At 62.7% G+C, this 15,552-nt stretch carries 12 protein-coding genes; 3 read left to right on the top strand and 9 right to left on the bottom strand.

What is annotated here, in order from left to right; genetic code table 11:
- Positions 1 to 21 precede the first annotated feature (21 nt).
- The 5 genes from M1E05_RS15150 to M1E05_RS15130 all read right to left on the bottom strand — a co-directional run bounded on the left by M1E05_RS15150 (position 22) and on the right by M1E05_RS15130 (position 7,056).
- Positions 22 to 1,146, bottom strand: coding sequence for a flavin-containing monooxygenase (locus tag M1E05_RS15150; RefSeq protein WP_461163420.1), 1,125 nt, complete (start codon positions 1,144 to 1,146; stop codon positions 22 to 24).
- Positions 1,147 to 1,274: 128 nt separating this feature from the next.
- Positions 1,275 to 2,936 carry a LuxR C-terminal-related transcriptional regulator gene (locus M1E05_RS15145; RefSeq protein WP_461163419.1) on the bottom strand — a complete coding sequence of 554 codons (1,662 nt, stop codon included), beginning with the start codon at positions 2,934 to 2,936 and terminating at the stop codon, positions 1,275 to 1,277.
- A 111-nt stretch (positions 2,937 to 3,047) separates the two neighbouring features.
- Positions 3,048 to 3,701, bottom strand: coding sequence for a Maf family protein (locus M1E05_RS15140; RefSeq protein ID WP_461163418.1), 654 nt, complete (start codon positions 3,699 to 3,701; stop codon positions 3,048 to 3,050).
- Between the two features lie 10 nt (positions 3,702 to 3,711).
- Entirely contained in the window at positions 3,712 to 6,333 is a 2,622-nt protein-coding gene (locus tag M1E05_RS15135) for an MMPL family transporter (RefSeq protein ID WP_461163417.1), read from the bottom strand.
- A gap of 66 nt (positions 6,334 to 6,399) precedes the next feature.
- Positions 6,400 to 7,056 carry a TetR/AcrR family transcriptional regulator gene (locus M1E05_RS15130; protein ID WP_461163416.1) on the bottom strand — a complete coding sequence of 219 codons (657 nt, stop codon included), beginning with the start codon at positions 7,054 to 7,056 and terminating at the stop codon, positions 6,400 to 6,402.
- A 170-nt stretch (positions 7,057 to 7,226) separates the two neighbouring features.
- Here M1E05_RS15130 and M1E05_RS15125 point away from each other — a divergent pair, with 170 nt between their 5' ends.
- Positions 7,227 to 7,790 carry a hypothetical protein gene (locus tag M1E05_RS15125; protein ID WP_461163415.1) on the top strand — a complete coding sequence of 188 codons (564 nt, stop codon included), beginning with the start codon at positions 7,227 to 7,229 and terminating at the stop codon, positions 7,788 to 7,790.
- A 146-nt stretch (positions 7,791 to 7,936) separates the two neighbouring features.
- Here M1E05_RS15125 and M1E05_RS15120 read toward each other — a convergent pair whose 3' ends face one another.
- The 4 genes from M1E05_RS15120 to M1E05_RS15105 all read right to left on the bottom strand — a co-directional run bounded on the left by M1E05_RS15120 (position 7,937) and on the right by M1E05_RS15105 (position 13,332).
- Complete coding sequence (locus M1E05_RS15120; RefSeq protein ID WP_461163414.1) at positions 7,937 to 9,373, bottom strand: dicarboxylate/amino acid:cation symporter; 1,437 nt, start codon at positions 9,371 to 9,373, stop codon at positions 7,937 to 7,939.
- 269 nt (positions 9,374 to 9,642) lie between these two features.
- Positions 9,643 to 11,325, bottom strand: coding sequence for a DUF885 domain-containing protein (locus tag M1E05_RS15115; RefSeq protein WP_461163413.1), 1,683 nt, complete (start codon positions 11,323 to 11,325; stop codon positions 9,643 to 9,645).
- Positions 11,326 to 11,500: 175 nt separating this feature from the next.
- Positions 11,501 to 11,752, bottom strand: coding sequence for an acyl-CoA carboxylase subunit epsilon (locus M1E05_RS15110; RefSeq protein ID WP_461163412.1), 252 nt, complete (start codon positions 11,750 to 11,752; stop codon positions 11,501 to 11,503).
- The gene (locus M1E05_RS15105) at positions 11,749 to 13,332 is read right to left on the bottom strand and encodes an acyl-CoA carboxylase subunit beta (protein WP_458113724.1); all 1,584 of its coding nucleotides are present in this window, start codon (positions 13,330 to 13,332) and stop codon (positions 11,749 to 11,751) included. The genes M1E05_RS15110 and M1E05_RS15105 overlap by 4 nt, the downstream gene beginning before the upstream one ends.
- Before the next feature lie 204 nt (positions 13,333 to 13,536).
- On the opposite strand from M1E05_RS15105, the gene M1E05_RS15100 reads away from it, so the two are divergent.
- Entirely contained in the window at positions 13,537 to 14,427 is an 891-nt protein-coding gene (locus M1E05_RS15100) for an SDR family oxidoreductase (RefSeq protein WP_461163411.1), read from the top strand.
- Positions 14,428 to 14,478: 51 nt separating this feature from the next.
- Positions 14,479 to 15,474 (top strand): biotin--[acetyl-CoA-carboxylase] ligase, encoded by a 996-nt coding sequence (locus tag M1E05_RS15095; protein ID WP_461163410.1) that lies wholly within the window; start codon positions 14,479 to 14,481, stop codon positions 15,472 to 15,474.
- The last annotated feature ends 78 nt before the right edge of the window (positions 15,475 to 15,552 follow it).

Genomic DNA, 15,552 nt, shown 5'->3' with positions numbered 1-15,552 from the left:
TGCTGGCCCACGTCTTTGTTGCTAGCCCACGTCCTGACGCTCGCCGGCAGCTGCTGCCTGACGGGTGGCAAGATGCTCCGCGAGGTACTTCGCGTCCCGGCCCACGCCGGGCAGGCTCGAAGAGGCGGCGCAGTACAGGAATTCTAGACCCAGGAAGTAGAGGCCCGGTGAGGTCTCCGCTACACCCCGGCGCTGAACCGGGACCCCGTTGGCGTCAAGGGCACCAGGTACGTCCAACCAGCTGTAATCATGACGGTAGCCGGTGCACCAGATGACATTGGAGACTTCCAGTGCGTTGCCTTCAGCGGTCAACGGGACACCGTCCTGGATACCCGTGATCCGGGGAACGATCTCGACGCCGGCCGCGGCCAGGTCCCGCATACGTGTGCGGATCAGGGGAGCGGAATGCGTCAGGAAGCCGGGCGCCGCCTTGCGGCCAATGGGTGTATCCAGGTTCAGGATATGCAAGCCGGCGAACCGGACCAGGGGAAGGGCGAACCTTGCTGCATTCCGGCCATGCTTAAAGGGAAGTTCTGCTGAAGGGCTTCCGGACAGCAGCGTCGGGTGGCTCCGGACCACCTCGAAGGCTATCTCCGCCCCTGAGTTGCCTGCCCCCACCACGAGCACCGGTCCCTCCTGGAGTTGGCCGGGGCTGCGGTACTCGGTGGAGTGCATTTGCCGGATGGTGGGTGAGAGGTCCTGGGCGAAGGAGGGGAGCTTTGCGAGTTCTTCCGGCCCGGTGGCTACCACCACGTTGAGGGCGGACCACTGTCGGTCCCCGGCTGTGACGAGGTAGCCCTCTCCTGAGCGTTCCACTTTGTCCACGCGGGTATTGCTGAGCACCGGGAGATTGAAGCGCTGGGCATAGGACTCCAGAAAGTCAGCCTGCTCGTCTTTGGTGGGAAAGGCCAAACGGTCTCCGGGGAAACTCATCCCTACAAGCCCATCAAACTTTGCGGGGGTGAAGAGACGAAGGGAGTCCCACCGTTTCCGCCAGCCATCACCAACCCTTTCGCTGGCGTCGAGGATGACGAAATCCCTTCGTTGGCGGGACAGGAGGTATCCGAGCGTGAGTCCTGCCTGGCCTCCGCCGATAATGACGGTGTCCTTGGTTTCGGGCTGACCGGAAAAATGATTGTTGTTCATGGCAATGCCTCCGAGCTGAGGATGTAAACGGTATGGAGGGGTAGTTCCATGGCTTCACGCTACGTTTCAGCTACATGGCGGCACATCGAGGAAAGTATGTGATGTGCCGGAATGGGGAATGGGTATTTTTATGTACTGCCGGGGAGGCGTCCGGCCAGCCCGTGGTTGTAGGCGTACGCCGTCGCCGCGCTGCGGGATGGCACATCCAGTTTGAGCAGGATGTTGCTGACGTGCCGGGCCACCGTCTTTTCACTGAGAAACAGTGCCGAGGCGATACTCCGGTTGCTCATGCCGGCAGAGACCAACCGCAGCACTTCGGCTTCACGAGGGCTGAGAGGCCAATTGTCTGCCACGGGAGCTGGAGAAACCGGGTTTCCGAGCTGGTCCAGGGAGCTCAATGCCGGCATCGCGCCGAGATCATTGAAAACTGTGCGTGCAGCCGCGAATTCCAGCTGGGCTGATTCGTCGTCGCCCAGTTCCTGAAGTGCCATGCCGAGCTTCAACTGACAGCGTGCTGCCTCATATGGCGCCTCCAGCTGGGACCAGTTGCCCCAGGCACCGCGAAGGGCCTTCACGGCGCCGTGCGGGTCCCTGGAAGCCAACAACAGAATTCCTGTCGAATAACCGGCGAGCGCCATGACCCAGGGCATCCTGGTGGCTTCGGCGAGGGATTCAAGCTCCGCCGCTGCAGCGTGGGCGGCAACAAGATCTCCCGCGGCCACCTCGATTTCGACCATCGCAGGCAGGAGCATCCGGCGTGAGAAGGTCCCCGCCTCCTCGGCTGCCCGTCGGATGAGGGATTGGGCCGCTGCGGGTTTCCCCTGGGCGAGGCGGAGCAAGGCGAGCCCTGGCTGGGGATCGTGACCTGCCTGGTGCGCTTGCCGGTACGAATTCTCGGCTTCGGTAAATTCGCCCCTTAACCGCTGAATTTCAGCCTGCTGGTAGAAGCCGCCGTACATCGCGTTCCGGTCCCCGCGCCGGGACAACTCCTGAGCCGTGCGTGCCGTGGCGAGGGCGTCAGACCAGGCGCCCTGCAGGCAATAGATCTCGGCACGGTGCATCCGGCATTGGCCTTGGAAGGGCACCAGGTCCTTCTGCGAGGAACACCACCGGTCCAGGGCAAGGGTCCATTCCTGGGCGCGGCCGAGGTCAAACGCGAGGTGGCAGCTCTCTATAAGGGCGCAGTAGACGATTCCGGAAGGAAAGGGGCCGACTCCGCCTGACATGACTGATGCCAAGAGCTCATCCAGCAGCGCCATTCCTTCGTCGACCCGCTCGAGCCTGATCAGGGCCTGACCCTGCCCTAGCCTGGAGAGCGCCAGAACGTCGCGATCCTGGAAGCGCTCCGCGATTTGTTCAGCTCGGGCAAACATCTGCAGGGCACCTTCGAAGTCCCGGCCGTACATTTGTGCCAGGGCCTGTTGGACCAGGAGGAATCCCTCGACGGCGCAGGGCTCCGGGTGTTCCTCCACCAGCCGGCGGGCCCGGGCCAACCACCCACCGGCGGCGGCAGGCTTTCCTGCGTACCTGAACTGCATGGCCAGCCAGGCGGCGCAGCGCGCTGCGGCAGGAGCTTCGCCCACCAGAAGGTATTCCTCGTGCGCCTTCGCCAAGGTGTTGATGCCGTCGTCGAAACGGCCCAGCAGCAAGGCAGCGGTGGCCGAACGTTCCAGATCCTCGGCGGGCAATCCGCCTTCCTGGACCGCCAGGGCGAACTCGCTGGAGGCATCCAGCCACCGACGTTCTGCGAAGGCTGACCGGCCGCGGTCCAAAGCGGTGGAAACTGTCACTGTGACTTCTTCCGGCCGGAGCATCGGAACCCTTGTAGCTCCGACCACCTGCCCTACTTCGCTAGGGTACCGCCGCCAAAATGGGCAGGCAACAAGATCAGCGGGTCACCTCTAAGGGTTGGCCGGCCAAAGTTCGGTGATGCCCACTTTGGCTTGCCCCAACAGGACCCGAAGGGTGGAAATGGAAAGCCCGACGACGGCGTGGGGGTCGCCGTCGATCTTGCGGATGAACGCCCCGCCCAGCCCGTCGATAGTGAAAGAGCCGGCACAGTGCAACGGCTCTCCAGTGGCAATGTAGGCGTCGATTTCCTCGCCTGACATCTCCATAAAATGCACTTCGGCCGACGAAACCGCCCCGACTGTGGCGCCGGAACCAAGCGAGAACTCCGGATCGTCGTCGGCCTCGGTGTCCCGGCAGTCCACGAGCCAATGGCCGGTGTGCAGTACGCCTTTGTTGCCGCTCATCCGCAGCATCCTCCGCCGCGCAATGTCCGGCGTGTAGGGCTTGCCATGCGACTCGCCCTCGAATTCGAAGACGGAGTCGCAGCCAATCACCAGCGCACCTTCGGATTCAGGAAGCGAAGCCACTGCTTCCGCTTTTGCCCGCGCCAGGAGCAATGCAGTGTCGTGCGGCTCCGTCACCCCGTAACGGGCCTGGACTGCGTCCTCATCAACGTCCGAGACAAGAACCTCATGCCGGATGCCTGCCTCGCTGAGCAGTTTGGTGCGGGCGGGGGACTGGGAGGCCAGAATCAAGCGGGTCACGGGTTCCAGCCTAATTCACTTCAACACGTGCCTGCTCGGCCTGCTCGGCCTGCTCGGCCTGCTCGGCCTGCTCGGCCTGCTCGGCCTGCTCGGCCTGCTCGGCCTGCTCGGCCTGCTCGGCCTGCGCGGCAACTCTGGCCGGTTCTTTCTGGCGGAGTTTGGCCCCTTCGACGTCGACATCAGGCAGGATCCGGTCCAGCCACTTCGGCAGCCACCAGGCTTTGTCGCCCAGAAGATACATCACTGCCGGGACGATCGTCATGCGCACCACAAAGGCGTCAACGAGGACCCCGAAGGCCATGGCGAAGCCGAGGGGCCTCACCATTGTGAGGTGTGAGAAGACGAAGCCGGAGAAGACGCTGACCATAATGATGGCGGCGGCTGTGACCACGGCGGCGGCGTGACTGAAACCGGTGCGGACTGCATGCTTGGCGCTTTCACCGTGCATATAGGACTCCCGCATCCCTGAGGTGATGAAGACCTGGTAGTCCATGGCCAGGCCGAACAGCACGCCGATCAGGATGATGGGCAGGAAGCTCAGCACCGCGCCAGGGTTCGGAACATCAAAGATCGTTCCCAGCCAGCCCCACTGGTACACAGCGACGACGGCGCCGAACGCTGCCCACAGGGACAACAGGAAGCCCCCGGTGGCCAGCAGTGGCACCACGATGGAGCGGAACACGAGGAGCAGCAGGATCAGGGACAGCCCGACGACGATCGCCAGGTATGGGGGCAGCGCGTCGCGCAGCTTCGTTGAAACATCGATGTTGCCGGCGGTCTGCCCCGTGAGGCCGATGCTTACCCCGGTCGAGTCCTTGATCCCGGCACTTCTACCGCGGAGTTCGGAGACCACCTGGACAGTGCTTGCGCTGGCTGGTCCCTCCTCCGGAATCACTTGGAAGACGGCAGTGCGGCGGTCCTCGCTCAGGGCAACAGGGACAGCGGCGGTAACGTTGTCCAGGCCCCGCAGGATGTCAGCGACGTCGAACTGCTTGGACTGGGCTTCGGTTTCGGTCAGCCCGGCCGGGAACTCGCCCACCACCACGATCGGCCCGGTCATGCCTTCTCCAAAGCTGCGGGCGGTGACGTCATACGCCTTGTATGCCTGGGACTCTACCGGCTCCGAACCGCCGTCGGGCAATGCCAGCCGGAGTTGGCCGGCCGGCAGGGCAAGCACGCCAAGAAGCGCAACGCCGGCCAGCATCGCCAGGATGGGGTGCCGGGTTACGAGGCCGCCCCAGCCGTGGCTGCTCTTGTGCTCTTCTTTTGCGTGGTCCTCTTCTTCGTGCCCAGGTGCGGCGTTGTGCTGTTCAGCTTTGGCCCACCTACGAGCGGAAATCAGCCTCCGGCCGATGAGGGACAGGACGGCCGGGGTCAGGGTCAACGCAACAACGACGGCGACCGCCACTGTTGCTGCAGCGGAGAGACCCATGACGGCAAGGAACGGGAGCCCGGGAACAACGAGGGCGGCAAGCGCGATGATGACCGTCAGGCCTGCAAACAGCACGGCGTTGCCCGAAGTGCCTGTTGCCAACGCCGCGGATTCCTCAGCGTCCATTCCAGCCAACAGCTGGCTGCGATGGCGGTTGACGATGAAGAGTGAGTAATCGATGCCTACGGCCAGGCCCAGCATGAGGGCCAGCATCGGCGAGATGGAACTCATATCAACCACGCTGGTGAGCGCGAACGTTCCCCCTACACCTACTGCCACCCCCACCAGTGCCATGAGCAGAGGCAAGCCGGCCGCGATCAGCGTTCCCAGCATCACGATCAGGACAAGGGCGGCGACGGCGACACCGAGGATTTCGGAGACCCCGAACACGTCAGAGACGTCTTCGGTAATCTCTTTGCTCGCGAAAGCAGTGACACCGGCAGAGGACACCTCCTGCGCGATCTCCTGCACTTCCTTACGGACCTCTGGGTTGAGCGCATTGATGGAGGTCTTGAACTGAACCTGGGCAATGGCCGCTTTACCATCCTCGGAGACAAAACGCATGCCTTCAGAGGCGGCGAGCTGCCGTTTGCCGAGCTCCAGTTGGGCGGCGCCTGCTTCGGCTTCTTTCCTGCCGGCCTCAAGCCGCTGCTGACCGGCAGCGATCTCCGCTTTTTGCTGGCCCAGCTGGGCTTCAATGGCGGATGCAGGCAAACCGGCAGCTGTCAGTTGCTGTTCCGCCTGGGCCAGTTGTGCGGCTCCGGCCTCAAGTTGGGCTGCTGATTTCTCCAGCTGGGCTTTCCCTTCGGCGGCTTTTTGCTCTCCTGCCACAAGGTCCGACTCCGCCTTGTCGAACTGGGCCTGGGTGGCGAAGGGGTCAACAGTACCCTGGACATCCGGAAGCGTCCTGAGCTTGGTCAAAGCCGCCGTTACAGCGTCCGTGCCCGCTTGGCTGAACTGCCCGCCGTCGGCCTCAAACACGACACCCGCGGTGCCTCCGGCGGATTCCGGCAAGTCCTTTTTCAGCTTGTCCAGCATCCGCTGGGTTTCGGTTCCCGGGATCTGGAAGTTGTTGGACATGGTGCCGTGGAAAGCTGCGGCGGAGCCCCCGACGGCGAGCAGCACCGCCAGCCAGAGTGAGATGACGAGCCAGCGGTGGCGGTAGGAGAACTTGCCTAGGCGGTACAGGAGCAGGGCCATGTCAGTGCCGATCTTTGGGGAGAGGAGATGTCTGTGAGGAAGTCATGTCTGAAGGGGAGATTGAAGCTAGGGTGACGTGGCGAAGCCTGAGGCTAGGAGGTCCAAGGAATCAATCATCAATTGACGAAGTGTGGCCATGGAGGCTTCCGAAAGGTCGGGTCCACAACGCCTGAACCAGACATCCATGGCCGCCCTTCCACACGAAATTACCGAGCCTGAGAGGGCGCGAAGAAAAAGTTCATCGATTTCGCCGTCAGTCTCGCCGGCCATGCGCTCACGAGCGGCCTCGATGATCTGTCCGGTGCAGTGGTCCCACGCTTCGAGTTCCGAGCGGGCGAGCTGGTGATTCTGCTGCATCAGGGTGAACAGTTCGGCAACGGGGGCAACGGCCATTGGATCGGCGAGGGCCATCATGGCTTCTTTGGCCGATACGATCACGGGCTCGTCACGCGGGCGCAACCGGAACTGCTGGAGCGCAACCTCCAGGAACTCATGCGTGATGTTCCCGATGGCCGCTTCGGTGCTGGCGTAGTAGTTGAAGAACGTGCGGCGCGATACACCTGCCGCGTCAGCGATATCCTCCACCGTGAAGTTACCCACACCCTTTGTGCGGATGAGCTCCATGGCGGCGCGTGTGATGGCCTGGCGGGTTGCCGCCTTGTTCAGCTCTCGCCGGGAAAGAGGGGGAGTTTCGGCAACAATTACCGGCACGTTTGGACTCACAGCGCTACACTACGTGCAAGTTTGCACTCTGCGCAACTTTGCTTCACAGTCTCCTGACAGTCTCGGGACAGCTCTCTAACACGTCGCCCGCCGAGAGTGGTTAAAGGCCGGCAATCAACGGCCGGCCGCACATCTGAGCCGCCTTCGGGCGGCAGATCCAGGAGAAAGCAATGTCACAGAAGAAGAAACTGACCCTTGGCCTGAGCGCCGCCGGCGTCGCGCTGGTTGCAGGTCTGGGAGTCTCGGGAGCGGCCTATGCCGCCACGACGACGCCGACCCCCACTTCCTCAGCGAGCGCATCTGCGGACGCTTCAACCGACGGTCAGCGCGGAGGCCCCGGCGGTCACGGCAAACGGGGTGGCGGCACCGGCGTGCAGGCGGCCGCGCTGGCTACGAAGCTCGGCGTTGACGAAGCGAAGGTTACGGAAGCCCTGCAGGCCTTCCGCGATGCCAACAAGCCTGATGCCACATCCGGCGACAAGGCTGCAGGCACCAGGCCGGATCGTTCAGCAATGGACGCCGCCCTCGCAACATCCTTGGCACAATCCCTCGGGATTGACGAAGCAAAAGTGACGGCCGCTCTGGAGGAGCTCCGCACCGAGGCGCAGACGGAACGTGCGGCTGCGCTCAAGACCCGCCTTGATAAGGCAGTCACCGATGGCACTCTGACCCAGGCCGAGGCTGACGGTGCAGCCAAGGCGGTGGAGAAGGGAGTAATCGGAGGCGGTCGCTAAGCGGATTTTTCCTAAGGGCACTTAAAGCACAATTCCCCGGGAAGTTCCCGGGGAATTGTGCTGCGGCACTGTGTTGGACGGATTTCCTGGCAGCATCTCCCGGAGGGAGAACTCAGGGGAGAACCTAAGGGAGAAGCCAGTGGAAGTTACGCCTTCGAGGTTTCAAGCTCCTCTTCGCGGGAAGAAGTGCCGCCTGCGGATGACGGGTCTTCCGCCGTCGGGGTGTCGTCGGAGAACGCCTCGCCGTTTCGCGGTGCGTTGTACAGGGTTTCGTCCAGGATGCCTTGACGCTTGGAAACGATCGCGGGCACAAGGGCCTGTCCGGCCACGTTCACTGCCGTCCGGCCCATGTCCAGGATGGGATCGATGGCCAGGAGGAGTCCGACGCCGGCGAGGGGAAGTCCCAGGGTGGACAGCGTCAGGGTGAGCATGACGACTGCGCCGGTGGTGCCTGCTGTTGCCGCGGAGCCGAGTACTGAGACCAGGGCGATGAGCAGGTACTGGCTGAAGTCCAGCTGGATGCCGAAGAACTGGGCCACGAAGATTGCCGCGATCGCCGGGTAAATGGCCGCGCAACCATCCATTTTGGTGGTGGCGCCCAAAGGCACCGCAAAGGATGCATAGGCGCGGGGGACGCCGAGGTTTCGCTCAGCCACGCGCTGGGTCAGGGGAAGCGTGCCAATGGAGGAGCGGGAAACAAATGCCAACTGGACGGCGGGCCACACCCCTGAGAAATACTGCTTGACGGAAAGGCCATGCGAGCGGATCAGGGCGGGGTAGACACCGAACAGCACAAGGGCCAGCCCGATGTAGATAGCGATGGTGAATTTGCCGAGCGATCCGATGGTGTCCCAGCCGTAGACAGCAACAGCGTTTCCAATCAGGCCGACGGTACCCAGAGGCGCGATCCGGATGATCCACCACAGGACCTTCTGGATCACAGCAAGGGCAGAGGCATTGAGCTTCAGGAACGGCTCGGCCTGCTTCCCCACCTTGAGGGCGGCGATGCCGACGGCGATAGCGATCACCAGGATCTGGAGCACGTTGAAGCTGACCGACGTGGTGACAGCGCCGGACTCAGCCACGGTGGAGGTGGCGCCGAGGCCCAGGAAGTTCTTCGGGAACAGGCCGATCAGGAAGGCCCACCAGTCTCCGGACTTGCCGGTGTACTCACCCTGCTGGGCAAGGCCCGTATTGGCGCCGGGCTGAAGGAAAACGCCCAGACCGATGCCGATCAGCACTGCGATGAGCGAAGTGATGGCGAACCACAGAAGGGTGTTCCAGGCCAGTTTTGCGGCATTGGACACTTCACGCAGGTTCGAGATGGAACTGACCACAGCCGTAAAGATCAGAGGTACGACGGCGGTCTGCAGCAGCGAGACGTAGCTTGAGCCAATGGTCTGCAAGGTTGCGCCGAGGCCGTTGGGGCTTGCTTTAGTGCTGCCGGTGTACTTGGCCAGGAGGCCAAGGCCGAGGCCGACGATGAGGGCAGCGATGATCTGAAAACCGAACGAGCCGGCCCACTTGGGCAGCTGGAACCCGGATTTTCCTGCAGGGGCGGGGATGCTTGTTTGAGTGCTCACCCGAATACGCTAAAGGCAGTGCATATACCACCGCGAACGAACGTTGAGAAATGTTACGGGCAGTTCATGCGTCACCGCGCCGATAATCCCCGTGATTACTGGGAGTTCAAGGCCGTTTGTGAAGTTATTCCCGACATTAGTGTGGCAAACGTCTCGGCTGTGGGCTGATCCGGCGGCGTGGCAGTCTTCCGGATGCGTGCGTCAAAGCGACGAAGGAGCAGCACGCGGAGGAAGGCGGCCACGTCGCTGGACTGGACCCGCGGGGTTAGTTAGGACAGGAGGGCGCGCTTCAGGGCGTCGAGGCCTACGGAGCCGATGTTCAGTGCCTTGGTGTGGAAAGCCTTGAGGTCAAAGTCGGGCCGGGTTTCGAGCTCGGCCCTGATCTGCTCCCAGAGTCGCTGGCCCACCTTGTATGACGGGGCCTGGCCCGGCCACCCGAGATACCGGGTGAACTCGAACTTCAGCTGCCCTTCGCTGATGGGGAGGTTGGCCCTGAGGAACTCCAGTCCTTTGTCAGGCGTCCAGGTTCCGGATCCCCAGCGCTCCGGGACCTCGAGTTCCAGGTGAACACCGATGTCGAACACAACCCGGGCTGCTCTCATCCGCTGCATGTCCAGCATGCCCATGTGATCGCCCGGGTCTTTCAGATAGCCAAGTTCCTGCATCAGTTTCTCTGCGTAAAGGGCCCAGCCCTCGCCATGGCCGGAGGTCCAGCAGACGTTGCGGCGCCAGCTGTTCAGCCGTTCACGCTGGTATACGGCAGTAGCGACCTGGAGGTGGTGCCCGGGAACTCCTTCGTGGTAGACGGTGGTGGTTTCCGACCACGTTGTGAACGTGTCTTCGCCTGCCGGGACGGACCACCACATCCGGCCCGGACGGCTGAAGTCATCCGACGGTCCGGTGTAGTAAATGCCGCCCTCGTCAGTGGGGGCAATGAGGCATTCGAGGGTTTTCATGACGTCCGGAATCTCGAAATGCACATCCGCGAGTTCCGCCACAGCCTTGTCTGACAGTTCCTGCATCCACGCTTTGAGGGCATCTGTTCCCTTGAGTTGGCGCGAGGGATCGTTGTTAAGGATCTCCTTGGCTTGTTCAATGGAGGCACCTGGCTTGATCTGTTCCGCAACCCGTTCCTGCTCGGAGATCAGCCGCTGAAGTTCCTGCACGCCCCAGGCGTAGGTCTCCTCAAGGTCCACCGTCGCCCCCAGGAAGGATCGGGAAGCCAGGGCGTAGCGCTCCCGTCCCACCGCATCTTTGGCAGGGGCCACAGGGAGGAGTTCCTGCCGGAGGAATTCCGCGAACCGTGCGTAGGCACGCCGGGCCGCGGCAGCACCGGCGTCGAGCTTGTCCTGGAGCTCCTGAGGGAGAGGTCCCTCCGCCGTTTTGGCCCCTGCCGCCAGCTTGGCGAAGAAGCCGTCCTCGGCGGCGTACTTGCTGGTCTGCTCAATCACAATCTCCACCTGGCGTACGGCGGAAACTTTCCCCGCATCCCGGGCAGCAAGAAGTGAGGCCGCGTAGCCTTCGATCGCTGTGGGAACGTTGTGGGCCCGGCCTGCGATGTGGTCCCAGTGTTCCACGGTCTCGGTGGGCATCAGGTCAAAGACGGCACGAATATCCTGGGCCGGAGACGCGATGTTGTTGAGGTTGGCAACATCCCAGCCGGAGTTGTGGATTTCCAGTTCGAGTCCGAGCCGTTCCTTCATGGCGTCCAGCGTCACGGTGTCGACGTCGTCCACCGGAACCTGCTGCTCAAGGGCAGCGAGCGTGGTACGGGCGGCATCGACAAATTGCTCGATTCCGGCCGGGGAGAAGTCCTGGTATTCGGTCTCGTGGCCAGGAACGCCGAGGGTGATGGCGAAGCTGGGGTCGAGCCTGATGAGGGTGTCAGTGTGCGCGTCGGCGATCTTGTCGATGGCGGTCTGCGGCCGAATGGGAGTGGTTTCGTTAGTCACCCTCATGAGACTAACGGCGCAAACCCAGTTATGAAAGACTTACTGAACCATTAGCAGGGCCTCCGCCGCCGAGGGTTCCCTGGCCGAGCGCAGCGAGGTTTCTGTAGCAGGGGCCTCCGCCGCCGAGGGTTCCCTGGCCGAGCGCAGCGAGGTTAGGGAGGCGGTGGGGACGGATTCAGCCTCGGCTGCGTTTCCAGGCCCCTGGCCCTGGTGTGGGTGCGAGCCGAAGTTGCTGACGCCTGACCCAGCCGCGGACGGTAGGCTTCGCCGGTTCGGCTTGTTCTCCGCCACCGAGTGAAAGCACGACGGCGGTCAGCGCCGCGAGCTCCTCGGCTGTGGGATCGCCTTTTGTCACGGAGAAGAGCGGCGGCGCCAGCGGTGTTGCCGTTCCTTCGCCCTGGCTCCCAGCAGGAAGTTCAGTGCTCATAGCGGGATGTTTCCGTGCTTCTTGGCCGGAAGGCTGGCACGCTTGTCCCGCAGCGCCCGCAGCCCCTTAATAATTTGGACCCTGGTTTCGGACGGCACAATGACGGCGTCAACATAGCCGAGCTGCGCGGCCTGGTAGGGGTTCAGAAGTTCTTCCTCATACTGCTTGATCACTTCTGCACGCTTGGCTTCAACGTCGCCGCCGTCTGCGGCCACAGCTGCGAGGTCGCGGCGGTACAGGATGTTGACCGCGCCCTGCGCTCCCATCACGCCGATCTGCGCCGTGGGCCACGCCAGATTGAGGTCAGCCCCCAGTTTTTTCGAGCCCATGACGATGTACGCCCCGCCGTAGGCTTTCCTGGTGATAACGGTGACCTTGGGAACAGTGGCTTCGGCATAGGCGTACAGCAGTTTGGCTCCACGGCGGATGATGCCCTGGAACTCCTGGTCCTTGCCCGGCAGGAAACCGGGGACGTCCACCAAAGTGATGATGGGAATGTTAAAGGCGTCGCAATGGCGGACAAAGCGGGCGGCTTTCTCCGAAGCGGAGATATCCAGGGTGCCTGCGAACTGCATGGGCTGATTGGCCACGATGCCCACAGTGTGGCCTTCGACCCGTCCGTAGCCAATCATGACGTTCGGAGCGTAGAGGGCCTGCATCTCGAGGAAGTGGGCGTCGTCCACGATCTGTTCAACGACCTTGCGCATGTCGTAGGGCTGGTTCGCGGAATCCGGGATCAGCGTATCCAGCGCAAGGTCGTCGTCGTCGAGCTCGAGCTCCTGCTGGTGCTCCAGCACAGGGGCCTCGGCGAGGTTGTTCGAGGGCAGGAAGTCGAGCAGTTCGCGGACGAACTCAATGGCATCGGCTTCGTCAGCGGCGAGGTAGGTGGAGGTTCCGGTGGTGGCGTTGTGCTGGCGTGCGCCGCCCAGGGTTTCCATGTCCACGTCCTCACCGGTGACGGTCTTGATGACGTCCGGGCCAGTGATGAACATATGCGAGGTCTTGTCCACCATGACCACATAGTCAGTGAGTGCGGGGGAGTACGCTGCGCCACCGGCCGACGGGCCCATAATGAGGGAAATCTGGGGCACAACGCCGGAAGCGTGGACATTGTTGCGGAAGATATCGGCGAACATTGCCAACGAGGCCACGCCCTCCTGGATCCTTGCCCCGCCGCCATCGAGGATACCCACTACAGGGCAGCCGTTGCGAAGGGCGAATTCCTGGACCTTGACGATCTTTTCCCCGTTGACCTGGCTCAGGGACCCGCCGTAGACACTGAAGTCCTGGCTGTACACAGCAACCGGCCGCCCGTCCACCGTGCCGTAACCGGAAACGAGCCCGTCTCCAAGCGGCTTCTTCTTTTCCATCCCAAAAGCGGTGGAACGGTGCACGGCGAGGGCGTCGAACTCGACGAACGAGCCTTCGTCGAGCAGGAGATCGATGCGTTCCCGGGCGGTATTCTTGCCGCGCGCATGCTGCTTTTCGATCGCTTCGGGGCCGGAGGGCTGTTCGGCACGCGCCTGGCGATCGCGGAAATCTGCAATCTTTCCCGCTGTCGTGGTCAGATCGTGGCTCATCAAGTGTCTCCGGCTCTGTAGCTGATAGTCGCTGGCTCCCGGGTGCAGAACTTAAGTAGCATCCACACAAAATCCGGGCCCTGCTGGCTAGTCTAGTAACGTTTTGGACCCGCATGGCTGTAGAAAACCTACAAGGTTCAGTGCTGCGGTCGGCTTGGTCGAACATGTTACTCACCAGTAACATACTTCGGCTAGAGTGTTCCCATGACTTCAAGCAACGTTGCTTCGGGCGCCGCAGCAGAGCCGTACAAGGCCGCCGGTTCCCTTTCTGGCCGAACCATCCTGATGTCCGGTGGAAGCCGCGGGATCGGCCTGGCCATTGCCCTGCGCGCCGCTAGGGATGGTGCCAACATCGCACTGATGGCCAAGACGGGGACGCCCCATGCAAAGCTTGAAGGCACGGTTTTCAGTGCCGCGGAGCAGTTGGTGAAAGCCGGTGGCCAGGCGCTGCCCATCGTTGGGGACGTCAGGAACGACGCCGACGTCGCGGGCGCCGTTGATGCCGCCGTCGAGCGGTTCGGCGGGATCGATATAGTGATCAACAACGCCTCGGCTATTGACCTCTCAAGCACCGATACCATTGATATGAAGCGCTACGACCTGATGCAGGACATCAATGTCAGGGGCACGTTCCTGCTGTCCAAGCTGGCTCTCCCGGCGTTGCGCCGCTCCGATAACGGCCACATCCTGACACTGTCTCCGCCGCTGAACCTCGACCCGAAATGGGCCGGCATGCACTTGGCATACACCATGGCCAAGTACGGGATGAGCCTCACCACACTCGGTCTCGCAGAAGAACTCAAAGCAGACGGCATCAGCGTCAATTCACTGTGGCCCCGGACCCTCATTGATACCGCTGCCATACGGAACATGCCCGGTGGCAGCCACCTGGTCCAGGCCGCCCGTGGACCCGAAATCGTCGCCGATGCTGCCCACGCGGTGCTGACCGGAAGCAATGCAGTCTCAGGTTCCGCTTCCCGGAGCGGGAATTTCTACACAGACGAGGAAGTCCTGATTGCCGCCGGAGTCATGGACTTTTCCCCCTACAGCCTTGGTGTGCCCGAGGAACGGCTTGTTCCTGACATTTTCCTTTGAGCCTGGCGCGCGGAGGCCGCCGTCGACGTGGCAACTCGATAGGATTCAGCTATGGAAGCCCCCCAGTCGGATAACAGCCAGGAACCCGTTGACTTTCCGGAGCACACCGCACGGGGAGTCGAGCGCAAAGGCCTGGACCGGACAGCGCTGGTAAATGAGGATTTCCTGGCCGCCACTGGAATTCCGCAGCTCACCGTGGTCGATTCCACCGGCTCTACGAATGCCGATCTGCTGGAAGCTGTCACGACTGACCCCCGGTCCTGGCCCGACCTTTCTGTATTAACGACCGAGCACCAGACCGCCGCCCGGGGACGGCTTGGCCGCAGCTGGGAAGCCCCGCCGCTGAGCTCGGTGTTGGTCTCAGTGGTCCTCCGGCCTGTAAACGCGGAGGGCCGGCCGCTGCCCACGCAGAGCTACTCCTGGTTCTCGCTGCTGGGAGCCCTGGCCCTGCGCGAGGCACTCCTGGAGACGGCCGGCATCCCTGCTGAACTTAAGTGGCCCAACGACGTCATAGTCCGCGGACGAAAGATTGCCGGGATTTTGGCCCAACTGGGCCCCATGGGGGATGGAGGCGTGCCACCTGTTGTCCTGGGAACCGGGCTGAACGTCACGTTGACCCAGGAGGAGCTTCCCGTTCCCACCGCTACGTCTGTGTTGCTCGAAGAGGCCCAAACCGTAGACCGCACCGTTCTCCTGAAAAGCTATCTTTCCCGGTTCGCCACCTTGTACCGCAGCTTCTGTAACGCCGACGGCGACCCCGCAGCAGGGATGGCGGGTGGGCCATCCCTGCATAAGCGGGTGCAGGGCGTTCTGGTGACGTTAGGCAAGCAGGTGCGCGCCCAACTGCCGGGCGACCACGAAATTATCGGCCACGCCACCAGGCTTGACGAGTATGGATCCCTTCTTGTGGTTGACGCGGCTTCGCACGAGCATGTGGTGACCGCCGGCGACGTCGTCCACCTCCGTCCCTGGACTCCGCCAGGGCAAGACGATTCGAAACAATCAGGAAGCGGTTCCGGGGGTTCGACCGAGAGCGGTTATGCGTAGACAGCTGTTGCCGGGTGAACAGGTGATAGTGGTCACGCGGCCCCAGCCGAGGACTTTGATTATCCCGGCCGCTCTCTT

Source organism: Arthrobacter sp. R4-81 (genome assembly GCF_054792365.1).
The sequence above is the reverse complement of the archived record's forward strand: the minus strand, read 5'-3'. Positions and strand labels throughout refer to the sequence as shown.